At 45.6% G+C, this 16,837-nt stretch carries 17 protein-coding genes; 13 read left to right on the forward strand and 4 right to left on the reverse strand.

From position 1 onward, the window contains the following. Positions 1-88 precede the first annotated feature (88 nt). Positions 89-940 (forward strand): mechanosensitive ion channel family protein, encoded by an 852-nt coding sequence (locus V1467_RS05770; protein WP_416307844.1) that lies wholly within the window; start codon positions 89-91, stop codon positions 938-940. 87 nt (positions 941-1,027) lie between these two features. On the opposite strand, the gene V1467_RS05775 is transcribed toward V1467_RS05770, so the two are convergent. Then, the gene (locus V1467_RS05775; RefSeq protein WP_416307845.1) at positions 1,028-2,611 is read right to left on the reverse strand and encodes an esterase-like activity of phytase family protein; all 1,584 of its coding nucleotides are present in this window, start codon (positions 2,609-2,611) and stop codon (positions 1,028-1,030) included. 130 nt (positions 2,612-2,741) lie between these two features. Then, entirely contained in the window at positions 2,742-4,553 is a 1,812-nt protein-coding gene (locus V1467_RS05780) for an EAL domain-containing protein (protein WP_416307846.1), read from the reverse strand. Between the two features lie 216 nt (positions 4,554-4,769). Between V1467_RS05780 and V1467_RS05785 the strand changes: the two genes are divergently transcribed. Continuing rightward, positions 4,770-5,918, forward strand: coding sequence for a tetratricopeptide repeat protein (locus V1467_RS05785; RefSeq protein WP_416307847.1), 1,149 nt, complete (start codon positions 4,770-4,772; stop codon positions 5,916-5,918). Positions 5,919-5,957: 39 nt separating this feature from the next. On the opposite strand, the gene V1467_RS05790 is transcribed toward V1467_RS05785, so the two are convergent. Next, the gene (locus tag V1467_RS05790; protein WP_416307848.1) at positions 5,958-6,854 is read right to left on the reverse strand and encodes a DUF808 domain-containing protein; all 897 of its coding nucleotides are present in this window, start codon (positions 6,852-6,854) and stop codon (positions 5,958-5,960) included. A 132-nt stretch (positions 6,855-6,986) separates the two neighbouring features. Between V1467_RS05790 and V1467_RS05795 the strand changes: the two genes are divergently transcribed. The 10 genes from V1467_RS05795 (at position 6,987) to V1467_RS05840 (ending at position 14,175) form a co-directional block, all read left to right on the forward strand. After that, positions 6,987-9,419: an intermembrane phospholipid transport protein YdbH family protein gene (locus V1467_RS05795; RefSeq protein ID WP_416307849.1), complete on the forward strand. Its 2,433-nt coding sequence runs from the start codon at positions 6,987-6,989 to the stop codon at positions 9,417-9,419. Between the two features lie 31 nt (positions 9,420-9,450). Continuing rightward, the gene (locus V1467_RS05800; RefSeq protein WP_416307850.1) at positions 9,451-9,630 is read left to right on the forward strand and encodes a YnbE family lipoprotein; all 180 of its coding nucleotides are present in this window, start codon (positions 9,451-9,453) and stop codon (positions 9,628-9,630) included. A gap of 11 nt (positions 9,631-9,641) precedes the next feature. Further along, positions 9,642-9,962: a YdbL family protein gene (locus V1467_RS05805; protein ID WP_416307851.1), complete on the forward strand. Its 321-nt coding sequence runs from the start codon at positions 9,642-9,644 to the stop codon at positions 9,960-9,962. A 50-nt stretch (positions 9,963-10,012) separates the two neighbouring features. Further along, positions 10,013-10,576, forward strand: coding sequence for a YSC84-related protein (locus V1467_RS05810; RefSeq protein WP_416307852.1), 564 nt, complete (start codon positions 10,013-10,015; stop codon positions 10,574-10,576). A gap of 39 nt (positions 10,577-10,615) precedes the next feature. Further along, positions 10,616-11,287 (forward strand): GDSL-type esterase/lipase family protein, encoded by a 672-nt coding sequence (locus tag V1467_RS05815; protein WP_416307853.1) that lies wholly within the window; start codon positions 10,616-10,618, stop codon positions 11,285-11,287. A 252-nt stretch (positions 11,288-11,539) separates the two neighbouring features. Beyond that, the gene (locus tag V1467_RS05820; protein ID WP_416307854.1) at positions 11,540-12,652 is read left to right on the forward strand and encodes a DUF748 domain-containing protein; all 1,113 of its coding nucleotides are present in this window, start codon (positions 11,540-11,542) and stop codon (positions 12,650-12,652) included. A 41-nt stretch (positions 12,653-12,693) separates the two neighbouring features. Further along, positions 12,694-12,846, forward strand: coding sequence for an entericidin A/B family lipoprotein (locus tag V1467_RS05825; RefSeq protein WP_416307855.1), 153 nt, complete (start codon positions 12,694-12,696; stop codon positions 12,844-12,846). A gap of 294 nt (positions 12,847-13,140) precedes the next feature. After that, complete coding sequence (locus V1467_RS05830) at positions 13,141-13,479, forward strand: DUF883 domain-containing protein (RefSeq protein ID WP_416307856.1); 339 nt, start codon at positions 13,141-13,143, stop codon at positions 13,477-13,479. 4 nt (positions 13,480-13,483) lie between these two features. Further along, positions 13,484-13,924 carry a hypothetical protein gene (locus tag V1467_RS05835; protein WP_416307857.1) on the forward strand — a complete coding sequence of 147 codons (441 nt, stop codon included), beginning with the start codon at positions 13,484-13,486 and terminating at the stop codon, positions 13,922-13,924. 2 nt (positions 13,925-13,926) lie between these two features. After that, positions 13,927-14,175: a hypothetical protein gene (locus tag V1467_RS05840; protein WP_416307858.1), complete on the forward strand. Its 249-nt coding sequence runs from the start codon at positions 13,927-13,929 to the stop codon at positions 14,173-14,175. Positions 14,176-14,245: 70 nt separating this feature from the next. Here V1467_RS05840 and V1467_RS05845 read toward each other — a convergent pair whose 3' ends face one another. After that, a complete protein-coding gene (locus V1467_RS05845; protein WP_416307859.1) occupies positions 14,246-15,184 on the reverse strand; it encodes a peptidyl-alpha-hydroxyglycine alpha-amidating lyase family protein in 939 nt (312 codons plus the stop codon). Between the two features lie 102 nt (positions 15,185-15,286). Between V1467_RS05845 and V1467_RS05850 the strand changes: the two genes are divergently transcribed. Continuing rightward, complete coding sequence (locus tag V1467_RS05850; RefSeq protein ID WP_416307860.1) at positions 15,287-16,180, forward strand: LysR family transcriptional regulator; 894 nt, start codon at positions 15,287-15,289, stop codon at positions 16,178-16,180. The last annotated feature ends 657 nt before the right edge of the window (positions 16,181-16,837 follow it).

Below are 16,837 nucleotides of genomic sequence, written 5' to 3' on the forward strand. Positions count from 1 at the left end.
TAAAAAGATAGAATAAAGCGAAATACTGTGACTATTATTGCAAATTGTTTACCTGTTCAACACGCCTTAGCTAAATGGAGAAGTGCTTATGTTTGATTTTGATCAACAACAAATGCAGGACATGGCTGATACCTATGTTATTCCCTGGGCCATCAATATCGGATTGGCGATTATTATTTATATCGTCGGCCGGATAGTGGTTAATGTCCTTACCGGCTTATTGGGCAAAATGCTGGGCAAGGCGAAATATGATGACATGCTGATTGCCTTTATTCAGGCCATTGTGCATGCCATTTTGATGTTGTTTGTGATTGTTGCGTCATTAAACGAACTGGGCGTCGATACGACTTCGTTGGTTGCGTTATTAGGTGCTGCAGGTTTAGCCATTGGTTTGTCACTGCAAGGTTCGTTGCAAAACTTTGCCGCCGGAGTGATGTTGCTGGTATTCCGACCCTTCAAGACCGGCGATTTTATCGAAGCAGGTGGCGCAACCGGTATTGTAGAGGGGATCAGCATTTTTAATACCCAAATACGCAGTGGTGACAACAAGCAAATTATTATCCCTAATGGCAAAATTTATGGGGATAATATTACCAATTATTCAGCTAAACCAACCCGTCGGGTGGATATGCTGTTTGGTATTGGCTATGGCGATGACTTGCTCAAGGCGAAGAAATTACTCGAAGAAATTATTGCTTCGGACGAGAGGATACTGGCTGAACCTGCACCTGTCATTGCAGTATCGGAGTTAGGCGACAGCAGTGTTAATTTTATCGTGCGACCCTGGGTTAATTCCGCTGACTACTGGCCGTTGTATTGGCATATTCATGAAACGGTTAAACTTCGTTTCGACGCCGAAGGTATTACCATCCCATTCCCGCAAATGGATGTGCATATTGCCAAGGAAGAAAAAGAGGATAAGGAACCCAAAGAGGCGTAAAGATTTAAAGCGATTTTTTAATATAAAAAGCCCACTGCAAAAGTGGGCTTTTATTTATGGTCTTGACCTAGGGTATTTATCCCTATTTTATTCAGAAGTGGTCAGATCCAGGTTGTCCAGAATATATAACGTATTCTGATCAACCCTGTTCAAGCCTGCGTCCAGATATTTTTGTTCCAGCTCCCCATCAGTAGACCAGGTGGCAAAATCATCGTCATTCAGCACACCTATATGGCTACTATCAATAAGCCACAGACCTTCCATTTTGTCGTGCGGGTAGCTGACCTGTTGAACAAGATCAGCGACCAGTGTTTTACTGGCCGGAACAATGCCAGCACTTTCCAGAGCGGTCCAACCCTGTTCCAGCACAACTTGTTCCAGAGTCAATCCGCTGATGGTTAATCCCAGTGCAGGGTCTTGCAGGATATCGCCGGAATCGCTAATGGCTTCCAGGTTGGTAGCGGCGGATAAATCGATTTTATAGATATACTTCATCGCTGATGGTGTGTCGTTATAAAACGCGCCGTCCCGTTCTATCAGAGCAAACTGATGAGCACTGAGTGCCACAATACCCGAATTGGAATTTTGTGCTTTTTCCTGTTTATACAGATATTGACCGACTTCGCCAGTGGTCAAGTCAATAGTCACAATCCGGGTAATATCCAGATTTTTAACTGAACTGTTCGGGTTGTGCATGGTTGATTGCATAATGCCCACCAGAGTATTTTCGTCCGGAGTCACCGTCAGACCTTCCATACCACGGTTAGCACGACGATTGGCGAATTCTGCCGGCAGGTTATAGACAGTGCGCTCATCATCGGCGAATGCATTGATACGTTCGATTTCTTTACCTTCGGCGTCAAAATGGACGATATGCGGACCATATTCATCACTGATCCAGAAGGTGCCATCAGACAAGGCAACCAGACCTTCGCCGTCCAGTCCGTAGTCATCCAGTTTCAGCGGGTTGGTTTGCTCGTCATACGGCAAGCTGTTGTCCACCAGAATAGGGTTACCTTCTGCATCATAAGGTGTTTCACCAGTACCACCCAAGGATGAACTGTTGGGTAAACCGCTGATTAACGAACCATCCGGACGTTTCAGCAGTATTTCCTTGATCTTCTTCACGTCACCATTGGCCTGCAATTCAAACAAGCCGATACGCGGTGTGTAATCTTCAACCGGGAATTTTTTGCCCGCACCCATAGTGCCGGTGTATACAGCATTCGGCCCACGATCTGTCAGAGCATAAAAGCGGTTTTTGTTAGCGGGATCGGCAGCGGCATCGGAACCGTAACCGCCATTTCTGATTTCAAACTGATAGTCGGGCCGTGCTCCATCGGTAAGGTCATTACGTAGTACCGAGTATGGTAAAGATGAACCTGATTGGCTGACCGGATTGGGTTGGCAGACATAGGATGTTTGGCTAATTTCATTCTCGGCCAATACGCCATCGCTGTTGCTGTCCAGCCCGGAATTAAACGCTGTTCCGCCAAACACACATTGGCTGTCACCCATAGCTAAAGTGCTTTGGCTAATCAGACTGTTTAGACCGGATTGCCCATCCTGACCGTCTGTGCCGTTACTCCCATCTGTTCCGTCATCTCCGCTACAGCCACTGAGCCCCATTAGCAGTGCCAAGCTGATTGATAGTGCAAGTTTATTTTTCATTCCTGTTCCCTTTTTTAATTAATATGCTTGTTCGCCAACAGGTTGGCAGCGATGCACGCAAAATGCGTTGTGGCAGGTTAGGGGCAAGAAATGACAGTTAGATGTAATTTAGATGACAAAGCCGCGGGCTTTATTGGGAGATCGGGATATCCTCTCCTATAGGCAGGGGATCAGGCTCGTCGGCTTGCGATAATTTCAGTTTATGCTGACCTATAGTCGTGACCGCAGACAGGTGGTTGACCGCCATTGAATGACCTGGTTGCTGCTTGGCTGCGTGTTTTAGCGGAGACAGACAACTGGAAACTTCAAACGCGCTTTGGTGCGAACCACGTTCAATTTCAACTGCCGCAACCGACAAGGTGGTCAATGGAATAAAGCGTGATTCGCCATAGCGGTCCGGACTAACAAACCCGCCCATGTTAACGTGTTCCGGCTGGTAAAAATCCGCCACCGAGTGACTAAAGCACTGCACGATATTATTGATACGATTCTTCCAGTCTTCGCTGTTCCATAACACGATAAAGTCATCACCACCAATATGACCCACTGTATCAAGGCTGCTGGACGCGAATTTTTGCAGACACTGGCCTAACGCCAGCAACACTTCATCCCCTTTGGCAAAGCCATAAACATCGTTGAACGGCTTGAAATGGTCAATATCGAAGTGGGTGACAACGAATTTGCGCTCATCCCGGATCAGTTGCTCAATGCAGTCATTAATGGGCACCAGACCGGGCAACTGGGTGAGTGGATTGGAATGCCGCGCCTGTTTAATTTGCGCTTCGGTGATTTGCTTGAGCAAATCGATGACCAGCCCGATACCAATAAAATCGCCATTTTTGCAGATAATAAAATCATCTTCCTGATGATAGCGGGCGCGGGAGGTTACCAGACGGCTGACCTGATCAATACTCAGAGTGGAATCCACCGTCAGTGGTTTACGCTCCATAATGTTGGCCACCGGTGCCTTACCGTATAAATCCCGGCCAAAAGGCTTGCTAAACAAACCGAGCAACTCACTGCGATGGACAATACCAATGGCTTTTTTATCTTTAAGTACCGCAATGGAATTGATATTGGGTCTGTCCTGAAACAGTTGCACCACTGCATTGGTATTAAAACTTTCCGGTACACTGATAGAATGGACCACCAGACTATTGGCACTGACATAGTTTTTACTGCGTTTGGACAAGGGCTGGGCGGCACTGTCCAGCTGGATCTTGGTAGGCGGCTTGGCTTGGGGGCGACAAAAATAGTAGCCTTGAAAATAATCGATCTTTAACCGGCACAGATATTCAAATTCTTCCTGGGTTTCGACGCCTTCGGCAATCACTTTGCAGTGCATTGACTGGGCGATTTCAACAAATGAACGGACAAATTCCTGCTTGGTATTGTCGGTATCGATGTTTTCAATAAAGTGCCGGTCAATTTTTACAAATTCCGGTTTGGCCTGTGACCACAAACGCAAAGATGAATAACCGGCACCCAGATCATCCAGCGCGATGGCAAAGCCCATTTCCTGATAATGACGTAATGCGTTGAGTAACACGGTTTCGTCGGTGCCAGCATGTTGTTCGGTTAATTCAATCACCACCTGGCTGGTGGTCAAGCCATATTCGGTTAACAGCTCAACAGTGCGGCCTTTCTGGTGATTGGATTGTTCCAGCGCTTCGGGAGAAATATTGATAAACAATTTACCGGGCAATTGCTGTTTAACAAACCCCTGTACTGCGCGTTTACGACAGACATTTTCCATCGCGCTTAATAAATTATGTTGGCGAGCATGCTCGAATAATTGGGTGGGGGAGTGTAAAACACTGTCAGACGGACCGCGACTTAAGGCTTCATAAGCAAATATTTCGCCGGAATATTTGTCAATAATCGGCTGATAAAGTGAAGAGACGGACTCAAGTGCCAGTATTTTTTGTAATTCTGTGAGCATGCTTATTTACATCTTGGTTCAAAGTAGGCCGCAGATTCCATCCATTCATTAACACTCATCCCTATTTAGCTGAGCTATTAAATGACATAAATGTGTCGTTTTAATGACAAAAATAAAATAGTTGAAACTGGCTAAATCTAGCAGGTTGCCTAAGCTGGAATTAAAAGCACTATTTTATGGTCTAGTTAGATAGACCTGTGCTGTGAGGTAACAGATATGTGTCGCATTTTATTGATTGGACTGGGGCTGCTGCTGGTTACTGCCTGTGCGTCCGTTCCTGAAGCCAGCTTACAGGAAAAGAACTTTCTGCATGATGATGCCTTTGACGGTTTTGAACAGATAAAGGTTGAAACTGAACAACAGGTATTCAGTCTGGATCGGTCGGTTACTGATTATCTTGAGGATAATATTCTGACTTTAACTACGCCACTTGAGCGGATGGATCAACTATCCGAACAGTTGTTCAATCCTGAAAAAATCAACCTGCTATATCAAACCAACGCCAATGGCGTTGCCAGCCAAACTTTCAACAGCAAAACCGCCAACTGCTTGTCCATGTCGATATTGGCTTATTCGATGGCAAAATATGTCGGACTTAGCGTAACGTTTCAGGATGTGGTTATTCCGGAATTCTGGAATTTACGTGAGGATGTCAGCTTTCTTAACGGGCATGTCAATTTGGTGTTGTTTGCCAAAACTCCGGTCAATGACGGTCAGGCTTATAAGATTGATACGCTGGAGGTGGATTTTAGTGACAGCTTTGCCAGCAGTCGTTTTCGTAAAAATCCAATTGGCAAAAAAACGGCATTGGCGATGTTTTATAACAATATCGGTGCCGAAGCGCTGGTAGCCAAAGATTTTAACCGCGCGTATGCCTATTTTAGGCAAGCAATGTTAACTGACCCAGACTATATTTCCGGTTGGAGCAACCTTGGCGTGTTGTATCGTATGAGCGGTCATTATCAATGGGCAGAGCAGGTCTATAATGCCGGATTAGCATTGGATGATAATAACCGTAATATACTGGATAATCTGGTGGTCTTGCTGGAGCATACTGACAGAAAGGAACAGGCGGATGAAATTCGTTGGAGGATCAACAAACAACGCCAATCCAACCCTTACTATCATTATTTTCTAGGTCAACAGGAATATCAAAATGGTAACTGGCAAAAAGCGATTCAGCATTTTCGCCGGGCCAAAACCCTTAACCAGTTTGACCACCATTTTTATTTCGGGTTAGCCAAAGCCTATTTCGAATTGGGTAATGTGGATGAAACGCGGCGCAACCTCAATCTGGCCAGACGCTACGCCATTGACGAACAGCAAAGCAACCAGTATTTAACTAAATTGTCTTTGCTGCACTGATAAAAGAATTTACATAACCTGGATTCGGCCCATCGGTCACTAAAACAACTTTTGCCAAACTTTAACCGCTAACACTACCAGCGCACCGCTTAGCAGACCGACGAGCAGGTTTAATCCCAGGTCGAGCAGCGGATTCAGAGGGACAAAGGCGTGTAGTAACTGATGATGAATAACCGGCAGAGCGTGAACAATAATCCCGCCTCCGACCAGAAACATGGCCAAAGTACCTGCTATTGACAGAAACTTCATCAGCTTGGGGGCAAAATCAATCATGATATGGCCTAAACCGGCGGCAAGCTTATTGCCTGTCGGGGGCTGGTTTTGTTTAACCAAATACAAGCCGGCATCATCCAGTTTTACAATAGCAGCAACCAGTCCGTACACGCCTAAAGTCATAGTAAATGCAATCAGGCTAACCACCAGTGCCTGACTGACAAAACCGGCATCGGTAACAGTTCCGAGTGCGATAACAATAATTTCGGCAGACAAGATAAAATCGGTGCGGATGGCACCCTTGATTTTGTGTTTCTCGAAACTGACTAAATCAAAATCAGGATCGGATAACGCAGCTACTTCCTGGACCCGTTCCGGTTTGGCTTGAGCTTGCAGGCTGTGGACAATTTTTTCCACACCTTCAAAGCATAAATATAAACCGCCAAGCACCAGCAACGGGGTAATAATCCAGGGTAAAAAATAACTGAGCGATAACGCCACCGGCACCAGAATCAGTTTGTTTAGCAACGAGCCTTTGGTGACCGCCCAAACCACCGGCAATTCACGATCAGCCCTGACACCACTGACCTGATTGGCATTCAGGGCTAAATCGTCACCTAGTACGCCGGCTGTTTTCTTGGCGGCAACTTTGCTCATCAACGCCACATCATCTAGCACTGCGGCAATATCGTCGAGTAAAGTAAGTAAACTGGCTCCGGGCATAAGTTTCTCTTGGTGGCGTGATGTTGGCAGCAGCTTAAACGATTGAATGAGCAAGATAAATAGCGTTGTAATGTTCAAATTTGAACTAGGTCTGTGCCACACTGTATTTATGTTGGCATTGTGAGGGATGATATGAATAAACGATGGCTTACAGTGATGATATTGCTGTTGATGTTGGTCGTATTATGGCTGTCACGGGCAACCCTGGTGCATTGGGCCGCTAATTCATATTTGGCACCTTATAAACTGGCAGTGGGCTGTCTGGAATGGGATACGGATAGTCGACTCAATCTACATATCCAGCATTTATGTTTGCAGCATAGTGATGCCAGATTAGAAATCTATGATGTTGTCTGGAGCCGGAGCAAAAATACACTGGACATTGGGCAGGCCATTGTGACTCTTGTTCCCGCAGAGAATGGCGTTTCCCCCGCTAAATCGTCATCCAACCCTATTGAATTGACTCTGCCACCCCACTTACCAGCATTAAATGTGCACAATTTGCGTGTTGAAGCCGAACAATTGCGCGAGCCGTTACAGCTCACAATTGAACAAACGGCAGCTAATCAACTTTTAGTAAGTTCAGATTGGCAGGCACAACTGCGGCTGGAAAACGGGATAATAACAGCGAGAATCGACTGGACATTGCAGGATCTGGTCCGGTTAAGTGCCCATTTCCCCGCACAGTTTCTGGAACCTTCGGTATTGCAGGCTCCCATTGTGACCGATATCAGTTTTGACGGACAGTATTTGCGCAGCCAGAGTCAACTTGACCTGCAACAAAGCATTGTGTGGCAACAATGCGCGATAGCGTTACAAGCTAATGGTCTGGTTGGGATAAATGCAGATTGGGTAAGCCGCACCGCCGAAATCGATTTAAGCCAGTTTGCTGTAAAAGGGCATCAGCAACAATGTGCGTTGATCCAAGATATTCCCGAACCACTGCGATTTTCTGCGGCAACACTGAGTTTGCCAGCGTTGCTGACAATAACCGACCAGTCTGTGCGGACTGCTAAAGTATCGGTTAGCGCGCTCCAGTCCCAAACTGATAAGGCTGCCAATCTGGAGCTACAATTCACTAATTTGGAATGGCGCTTTAATAGCAACTTGTTGGCTGGCCACTACCAGATAAAAGGCACGATGCAAGACTTGGCCCAATTGCAGTCTAGCGGACAATGGCAATTGAATCAGGAAGGGTTGGCGGTAAGTGGCGAGGATAATAACCTGCAACTGGCGCAGTTGACTTTGTCATCATGGTCAGTGAATCAACTGGATGCCAAGTTTAGTTTTAGCCTGCAACCTGATGGCCGGATTAATCTGGATGGTGAGCTGCAACTGGCCAGTCTGGGGCAACAGGATACGACATTGGCCGATATTCAGACTCAGATCCGTATTGATGAGGGACGCTATGAGCAATTCCGTCTGGTGACCAACAGCAAAATTGCGTCGATTTCGCAGCCGCCGTTGCAAGTTAACGCGGTGGCCGGTCAGTTTGATATTGACGTCAACGGATTAAGCCGCTTTGTGGCTACAGGTAAAAGTCTGATTGCTGATATTAGTTTCCATCATCATGCTATTGGGGCCGTGCAAATGCAGCACCAAGTGCAACTGGATCTGGATAACCAAAATGTGACTAGCCACAATCAGATTGGGCTTGGCAAAGGTTTGCAGGCGGAGTTGGATAGTACCAACCAGCAGCTACGATTACGTATAGCGGAACAACCCTTAACGGCTGTTGCCGATATTGCCAAACAATGGTTACCGGCTATCAGTATTCAATCCGGCCAGCTTGATGCAGATATAAAAGCCAATATGGCGACGTTGCAGGGTGGTGGGCCGCTGGAAATAAACAATCTGACATTGGCGTATGAGGATAATCTGATCCGTCAGGCCAGTTATAGGTCAAATATCGCGATTGATTCAGCGGGTCTTCAGTTAGCGCCCGCTAGGCTGCATATTGAACAGCTTGATGCTGGCGTGGTTATTCAGGGACTGGATGCGTCGTTGCAGGCACAGCAGAACCAGTTTAGCGCCAGCGATATTAGCGGACAGATTTTTGCTGGCCAGTTTGATATCGACCAACTATGGTTGGATGGACGAGATCAAACCGCCATGCTTAAGTTAAGTGATATTGATACTGCTAAAATACTGGATCTGCAGAAACAGTCGGGCATTGAGGTTAGTGGGCTGATTAAGGGCAATCTGCCTATCCGGATTAGCAATGGCGATATCTCCATTGCAAAAGGCGAGATAAGTAACCAGGGAGCCGGTAAATTGTTGATCAATGACAATCAGGCATTTAATGCGCTCAAGGCCCAGCAACCCAAACTGGAAAAGCAGTTGGCATTATTGGAAAACTTGCAGATTAACAGTTTGAATAGCTCGGTTAATTTGGCCCCGGACGGGCTGTTAAAAATGGATATTGCCATGCAAGGCTATAACCCGCTGCAAAAAGAACAAGTTAATTTTAACTACGGGCATGAAGAAAATATTCTGGTGTTGTTAGAGGCGCTCAGATTAACTGAAACGCTAACCGACAAAATCGAGGAAAAGATTAATAAGTAGAAGCAGTTAACTTATCAAACAGGAGAGTCATGTGAGAAGTATCATCAGTGTTTTTTTGTTGGCTTTGCTTAGCGCCTGCACGCATCGGGTGGAAGTCGAAACCAAGGAACCGATAACGATTAATCTGAACGTTAAAATTGATCATGAAATCAGAGTGAAAGTGGATAAAGAGCTGGATAGTGTTTTCAGTGCAGACAGCGATCTTTTCTAAGGAGAACGAGGATGAAAAAAGTCAACATATTGATAGCTTGTATAACGTTGTTGTTTAGCGCCTTTAGTTTTGCCCTTGATCTTGACAAGGCCAAAGAACAAGGACTGGTAGGTGAAAAGGACACCGGCTATTTAGGTGCCGTAGTGAACAAGCCAGAAGTGCTGGAACTGGTCGCCGAGATTAATGCCAAACGACGCGATGTATATATAGATCTGGCCAAGAAGAACAACATTAAACTGTCAGAAGTGGAAATATTGGCCGCCAAGAAAGCGTATCAGAAAACCGTCAGTGGCCAATATCTGTGGCAAAACGGTGAGTGGGTAAAAAAATAGTCAAACTGCGCTTAATGATTCACTCGCAACACCTATAACGGGAGCTATTAATGAATAAGATCAAATGGTTAGGCACAATATTTGGACTAGTCTTACTGTTAACGGGATGTGTGTCTCCACGCCCCACTATTGGACAGCAACGGCAGGCAATATTACAAATGAAAGGCGAAGTATTGGCGGAATTATATCAACTTAATCCCAGTACCCGGGCACAGATCAATGCCGCTCCTGGATATGCGGTGTTCAACAATGCCAACGTGAATATTATTCTGGCCAGCTTTGGTGGTGGTTACGGGGTAGTGACCGATAATCGCAATGGCAACAACACTTACATGAGAATGGCTGAAGTCGGTGTTGGGCTTGGGGCCGGAATTAAAGACTTCAGGGTGGTATTCGTATTCCACAATGCCGAAACCATGCAGCGTTTTGTTGAACAGGGTTGGGCTTTTGGTGCCCAGGCCGATGCGGCAGCCAAGGCCGGCGATAAAGGCGCAGCGGTGGCGGGCGAAGTCACTGTAGATAACATCACCATTTATCAATTAACCGAAAGTGGTTTGGCATTGCAGGCAACCGTTAAAGGCACCAAGTACTGGCAAGATGACACACTCAATTAACATGAAAATAAATGATATGTATCTCAAAAAGGAGAGTAAATGAAGGGTATTCGATGGATTGGTTTAGGCCTACTATGCCTGAGTAGCCTGGCTGTGGGCCAAACGGCAGTATTAGATGGTTTGGCCGACTTCAAGTTTAAATCCGAGATCAGCGCTTTTGCCCAGTGGGACAGTAAAAACAGCTTTCCGCAAAAGGCGACCTTGTTTGTCGGCAGTTCCAGTATTCGTTATTGGCACACTGCCACCGCGTTTCCCGATATTCCGGTTATAAATCGTGGTTTTGGCGGCTCTGTAACGGCTGAAGTACTGGAAGTCTACCCGGTGGTGATAGGCAAATACACACCGGCTCGAGTGGTGATTTACGTAGGAGACAATGATATTGCCAGTGGCGTGTCGGTGACGGACACTGTGGCACAGCTTAAACAGCTGTTCAGCCGGATTAGCACGGATTTTCCGCAGGCAGAAGTGATTTTTCTACCAATTAAACCCAGTTTATCCCGCTGGCATCAGTGGCCACTGATGCAGCAGGTCAACCAGACCATTCAAACCTTGGCCAATATGACCGAAAAACTGACCTATGTGGATGTTGCTACACCGTTACTTAATGCAGACGGTGAACCGGACAAATCTGTATTCAGACAAGACGGACTGCATCTGAACGATAAAGGTTACGCTATCTGGAACAAGATTTTGGCCCCATACCTGAAATAACATATAGACGCATACGTAAAGCCAGTGCATTAATTACACGCGGTCGGTAAATACCGGTTGTATTTGCCTGCTTTTCTGGTTGTCAGACGATTTGCCTCAATATTTGTATCGGGCAAAGAGGGCCAAATTACTGCCGGTAAACTCATCGCTGACCACCAGATATAGCGGGATTGCGCCGCTATGGATCGCCGCCCTGCCATTTTTGTCAGACCCGCAAGCTAAGGCTGGTACGCAGATTGCTTCGCCGTCAGTATGCAAAATACCCTGAAAAAGAAAGTACTTTATATTGGTATACCGGTTTTACTGCTGGTGCTGCTCCGGCTTGCCGCACCCGATATGGTGAGGTGGTATGTTAATCAGACTATTCGTGACACCGAAGGCATCAGTGGCACCGTGGGGGATGTTGATCTGTATTTATGGCGTGGTGCCTACCAGTTGAACGATGTCAAAATAGACCAGCTTGATAAGCAAGGTGCGACTTACTCATTACTTAGTGCCAATAGCATTAGCATGTCATTGCTGTGGTCGTCGATTTTTAAAGATCGCTGGGTAACTAAAATGGAGTTCGAACGCCCCGATGTGGTGTTATTGAAACATCCTGAACAGTCTGCAATTAAATCAGATGCGATCCTGGATCAAACAACCTGGTTGGGACTGGCGGATGATCTGGTGCTATTTTCCATCGATACCTTAAAGGTCAGAAACGGAATTTTCCGTTATCTGGAAGTCGCAGAGAAGAAACAGGCGGCGTTTTTTATTACGCATCTCAATGGTGTGGTTAAAGATATTGTCAACCAGAAAAAAGGCTCCGCCATTGCTACCGCAGATTTGACCGGCCAGGTATTGGATAAGGCCGAGTTGAAGCTAACTGCATCCTTCGATCCTAACAAGAAACTACCTACCTTTGACGCTAATCTTGAAATGTCCCGCTTGGGGGCACAGTACCTTGATCAGCTTGTTGATTTTTATGCACCTTTTGATATTGAAGCCGGTCAAGTCGATTTGGCGGCAGAGCTGGTTGCCGAGGAAGGACAAGTAGATGGTTATATCAAAGCAGGTATCTACGATCTGGATATTTTCTCCTGGGACAAAGATGTCGGTGAAGATCAGGATAACCCTCTTAGACTGCTTATCGAAATGGCCAGCGGTTTTCTGGCCGGATTACTGGAAAACCAAAAGCACAATCTGGTAGCGACTCGAGTGCCGATAAAAGGACAAATAAAGGATCCGGATATTCCTGTCATTGAGGCGATTGCAGGCCTGCTACACAATGCGTTTATTGAAGCCTATAAAATGGAAATCGAAAATTTAATTAGCTTTTCAGATAGTCCTGAAAAAACTGCCGAATCTGATAAAGCAGGCTAGAATCATAACGTTACATAACTAACTGCAACAAGGAGCAGCATATGAAAGCAATAAATAAAAAATCGTTCGTGCACAGTACATTGTTATTACTGGTTTTAATCTTTGGTGTTAGTGCTTGTGCCACCGTAGAAGGAGCAGGAAAAGATATAGAAAGTGCCGGTGAAGCAGTGCAGGAGGCGGCAACAGACGATTGAGTTGGTATTTGAATACAAAAAACCGCGATCCAGTCGCGGTTTTTTTTTGGTCAACTAATTGAAAAAATTGCTGACTCAACATGAAATTCCTACACCATTAATGATGATGACGCAGTTTGATGAAAACGCGATGTTGCTTTAGCGCCGTTGCGGCAGCTGTGTCACTCAATTCAATCTGTTGGCACAAAGGTTGCTCTATTTATTGTGAAACTATGATGTTGAAAGCAGCCCCATCCCGGCAGACAAGTATCTAAGCCGGGCTGTAACGGTTGATTAACCACAATGGAGAATGACATGGCTACTCAAGCAAAAAGAAGTACTACCACAACAGGTCAGGAAAATAGTGCAAAATCTGCCCAGATGGGCGATTCACAGTCGCCAATTGCCGACAAGATGAAAGACAGTTTGCATCATTCTGTTGATGCACTGGCAGAGCGAGTCGGCAAAACTGAGGAGAAATTGCGCCACACGGCCTCGTCTTCAGCTGACGTAATGGCCGATAAACAACAAGCCGTTCAGGCTCAATGGCAGCAATCATCCATTCGCCGCTATGCTACCGAAAACCCGTTAGCGGCAGCTGGAATCGCTTTTGCCGCAGGTATGTTGTTAACCAGCCTATTGCGCCGGAAATAAAAGAATGAATGGACCCGAGTCCAATACTGTTGATTCAGTTGCAGAAAAGGCGGAGGAGGCATCCGTTAAGGATGTTCTGCCTTCGCTGGAGCGGTGGTTTAGCGCCTGGCAATTACGTTGGCACCAAGGAAAGGCGCTGCTTGCCTCGGATATCAGGCTTTCACTCAAGGCTGTTGCTGTTTGCGCGATAACGGCGTTACTAATGGTCGCAGTGACGACTGGATTGTGGCTGGCGGTTAATGGCACAGTTGTTGTTGCCCTGTACCAGTGGCAACTGCACTGGGCATTAATTTCCCTGGTCATTCTGCTGTTGAATGCTGTATTGCTGAAAGGTTTGATGAATTTATTCAAAAGCGCCTATAGGACAATATCCCTGGACACTTCAATCTCGACGCTAATGGCTGACAGCGCACAACCATCGGAAACAAAACCTGAGGAGCAATAATCATGCAACTTGCACACTATTTTATGACCAAAGAGATTCAGCAAACAGAGTTGGCCGTTCAACGTTACAATGCTGCTGTCGTCAATACCCAGCTTTGTTACCGTCAGGCAAAAGCGACTACGCTATCGGCGATGGGGACACCTGGCGGTTTGGGAGTTGCCTTTGGCCTGGGCTGTGTCTCCGGTCTAGAGCATGGTAAAGCAAGGGGCACCATCGAGTCGGTATTCAGAGCACTGTTGATTTTGGTCTGAATACCCTGAACTCATTGATAACGCTTGTTGGGTGCTGAACACCAATCACGCTGGTAAGCGAAGCTATAGACTATCGGTATTTTTGAATTCGCCAGTTTAACAGTTCGCCAACGTAGATAATTTTGTCCTTGTCAATTGCCAGTCCGTGCGGAAAGCCAAATTCGGATTCTTTTTTACCCCATTTTCCGAATCGTTCAATCACCTTACCATCCATTCCTATTTTATTGATTTCACCGCTGCGTGCGTCGGTTAGTATCAGTGTATTCTGGTCATATTGCTCCAGTTCGTACGGATAACCGATATTGGTCCATTCATCTATGAAGGCTCCCTGAGTATCAAAGATCTGGATCCTGCCATTCTGACGATCTGTCACATAAATCACGTCTTTATCGTCAATTAAAATAGAATGTGGAAAATTAAACAGGCCTGGTGCATCACCTTTATTTCCCCAAGTGGTCAGAAAATTACCCTTGTTGTCATATTTTACTATCCGATAATTTCCACCATCGGCGACGTAGATATTTCCCTCACTATCCAGCGCCACATCGCTAGGCGCATTTAACAGGTTTAGCTGGTAGCCGTTGTCGAACCAACCGAGCCCCGGACTGTCTTTGCGGCCCAGAATAAGGTGGATTTTTCCGGATGAGTCGAATTTCAGAACTTGATGGGTTTCCTGATCTGTTGTCCAGATATAGCCCTGAGGATCGACAAACAAACCATGTGGCACCTTAAACAAGCCTTGGCCGAGTTCTTTTTCAAATTGACCTTGTTTATCGAATACCAATAAGGGGTGTAAGCCGCGGTTAAACACCACAAGTTGACCTGAGGGCGTAAATTCAAGTCCGGCCACCTCGCCGAGATACCAGCTGTCAGGTAACTGTAAATCAACAAATTCCGTGCGTGACGGATCAACAATATCTGCATAGGCGAATTGTCCACTACCCAGAAACAGTATTCCGAATAGGCAGATATGACGGGTTTTGATAATAAAGTGTGCTAGTAATTTCATGTGTATGCTTTCTCTCCGGGTAAGTTGAGTTGACATTATGCTGCAGATATTGTTTCTTAATAATAACCTTAAAAGAAATATATATATTCCCAATAGGAAAAAATGGATAAGGAAATATTTTACCTGATCAAGGTCTTTTGCTCCGTTGTAGAGCAGGGTAGTTTCACCTTGGCGGCTGACCGGATTGAGGTGCAAACACCTGCGGTTAGCAAGGCCATTTCCCGCCTTGAAAAGCATTTGGGCAAACGTTTATTTAACCGTTCGACGCGGGCGCTTGAATTGACCGATGTGGGAAAGTTGTTTTACGCAGAAGGCCTTAAACAAATAGTGGCGTTGAATACACTTTTAGAAACTGTTGATTCGTATAAGAGTACGATGAAAGGGACATTAAAAATAACCGCGACACCCTTAGTGGGAGAGTATTTAGTCGCAAAAAATCTTGCCGAGTTTAAGCGGCAGCACGCTTCTCTTTCTCTGGAGCTGCTATTTACCAATGAGGTTGTCAGCCTGCCATCTCAAAATATCGATATTGCCCTACGAAGTAGTGGTGAACTGGAGGACTCCTCACTTAAAAGTAGAAAATTATTTGCTATGCCCAGAGTGGTTGTCGCCTCGCCATCCTATTTATCAGAGCATGGTTGTCCATTGGCACCTGATGAGTTGGCCAGCCGCCCCTGCCTCAATTTCCGCCATCGGCATTTGTATAATCAATGGAGCTATGTTGCAGGTGATGCCAATTTTAATGTTACTAACCAGTCCGACATCTGCTGTAACAACTATACAACCCTTAAAGAGCTGTGCTTGCAAGGAATGGGCATTGCCAGACTGTTTGAATATCAGATCAAACAAGAATTACAAACAGGCAAACTGGTTAAGGTGTTAAATCATGTGGACTGGGGAAGCCAGAGCATTCATGCCGTTTATCACGAAAAAATGACCGACTCGCCGAAAGTAAAAGCTTTTATCGAATATCTTGTCAACCTGAACTCCGCGTAGTCCGCATAAGATGTGCCGTTTTAGGCCAGATTATATCCATAGTTCAGGTTTGTGCTATCCCTGCCAAGACAAACTTTATTCAACCGGCCAGAACACAACGGGTAAGGCTTGTCATCGCACCGCTATCCTTGTTTGACGCATAATATGATAGGTATTATCTATTGTATCTATTGAATATATCGATTTTTTAAATTTCAAAACTGCAACTATCTTTTATTTACAACTTTTTTACAGGTCAATGGGGAGGCCAATATGCAGTCACTCAATCAAACATAACGGGTTAGAAACCAACAAGTTCAAAAATAACTGATAGTTGTCCACTTCGTTAACAAATTTTAAACGTTTAACAGAAAGTGAAGTGTCGTATCAATAACATACATTTTTATGATCAAAACAGTATTTGCTAGGGCGTGTTGATCTTTGGTGTGTGTTTTTGCAGCAGTTTGTAGCGTATTTATACAAGGCAGAGTGAGTGTAGTGTAGTTATTCTACATAAACGAGCGATAACGCTGTAGAAATTCGCTACAAACGACGCTGCCCGGAGGGTTCAACCCAACACCTCCTGCTCTTTGTTGCCGGATTTTGTCTTAGAACCACTAGGCCTGCAACCCGGCGTCGCGACCAGAAGGTGTTGGACTTGAACAAGATTCATACACC

It is taken from the genome of Neptunicella plasticusilytica, assembly GCF_047922965.1.
Taxonomy (GTDB): Bacteria; Pseudomonadota; Gammaproteobacteria; order Enterobacterales; family Alteromonadaceae; genus Neptunicella; species Neptunicella plasticusilytica.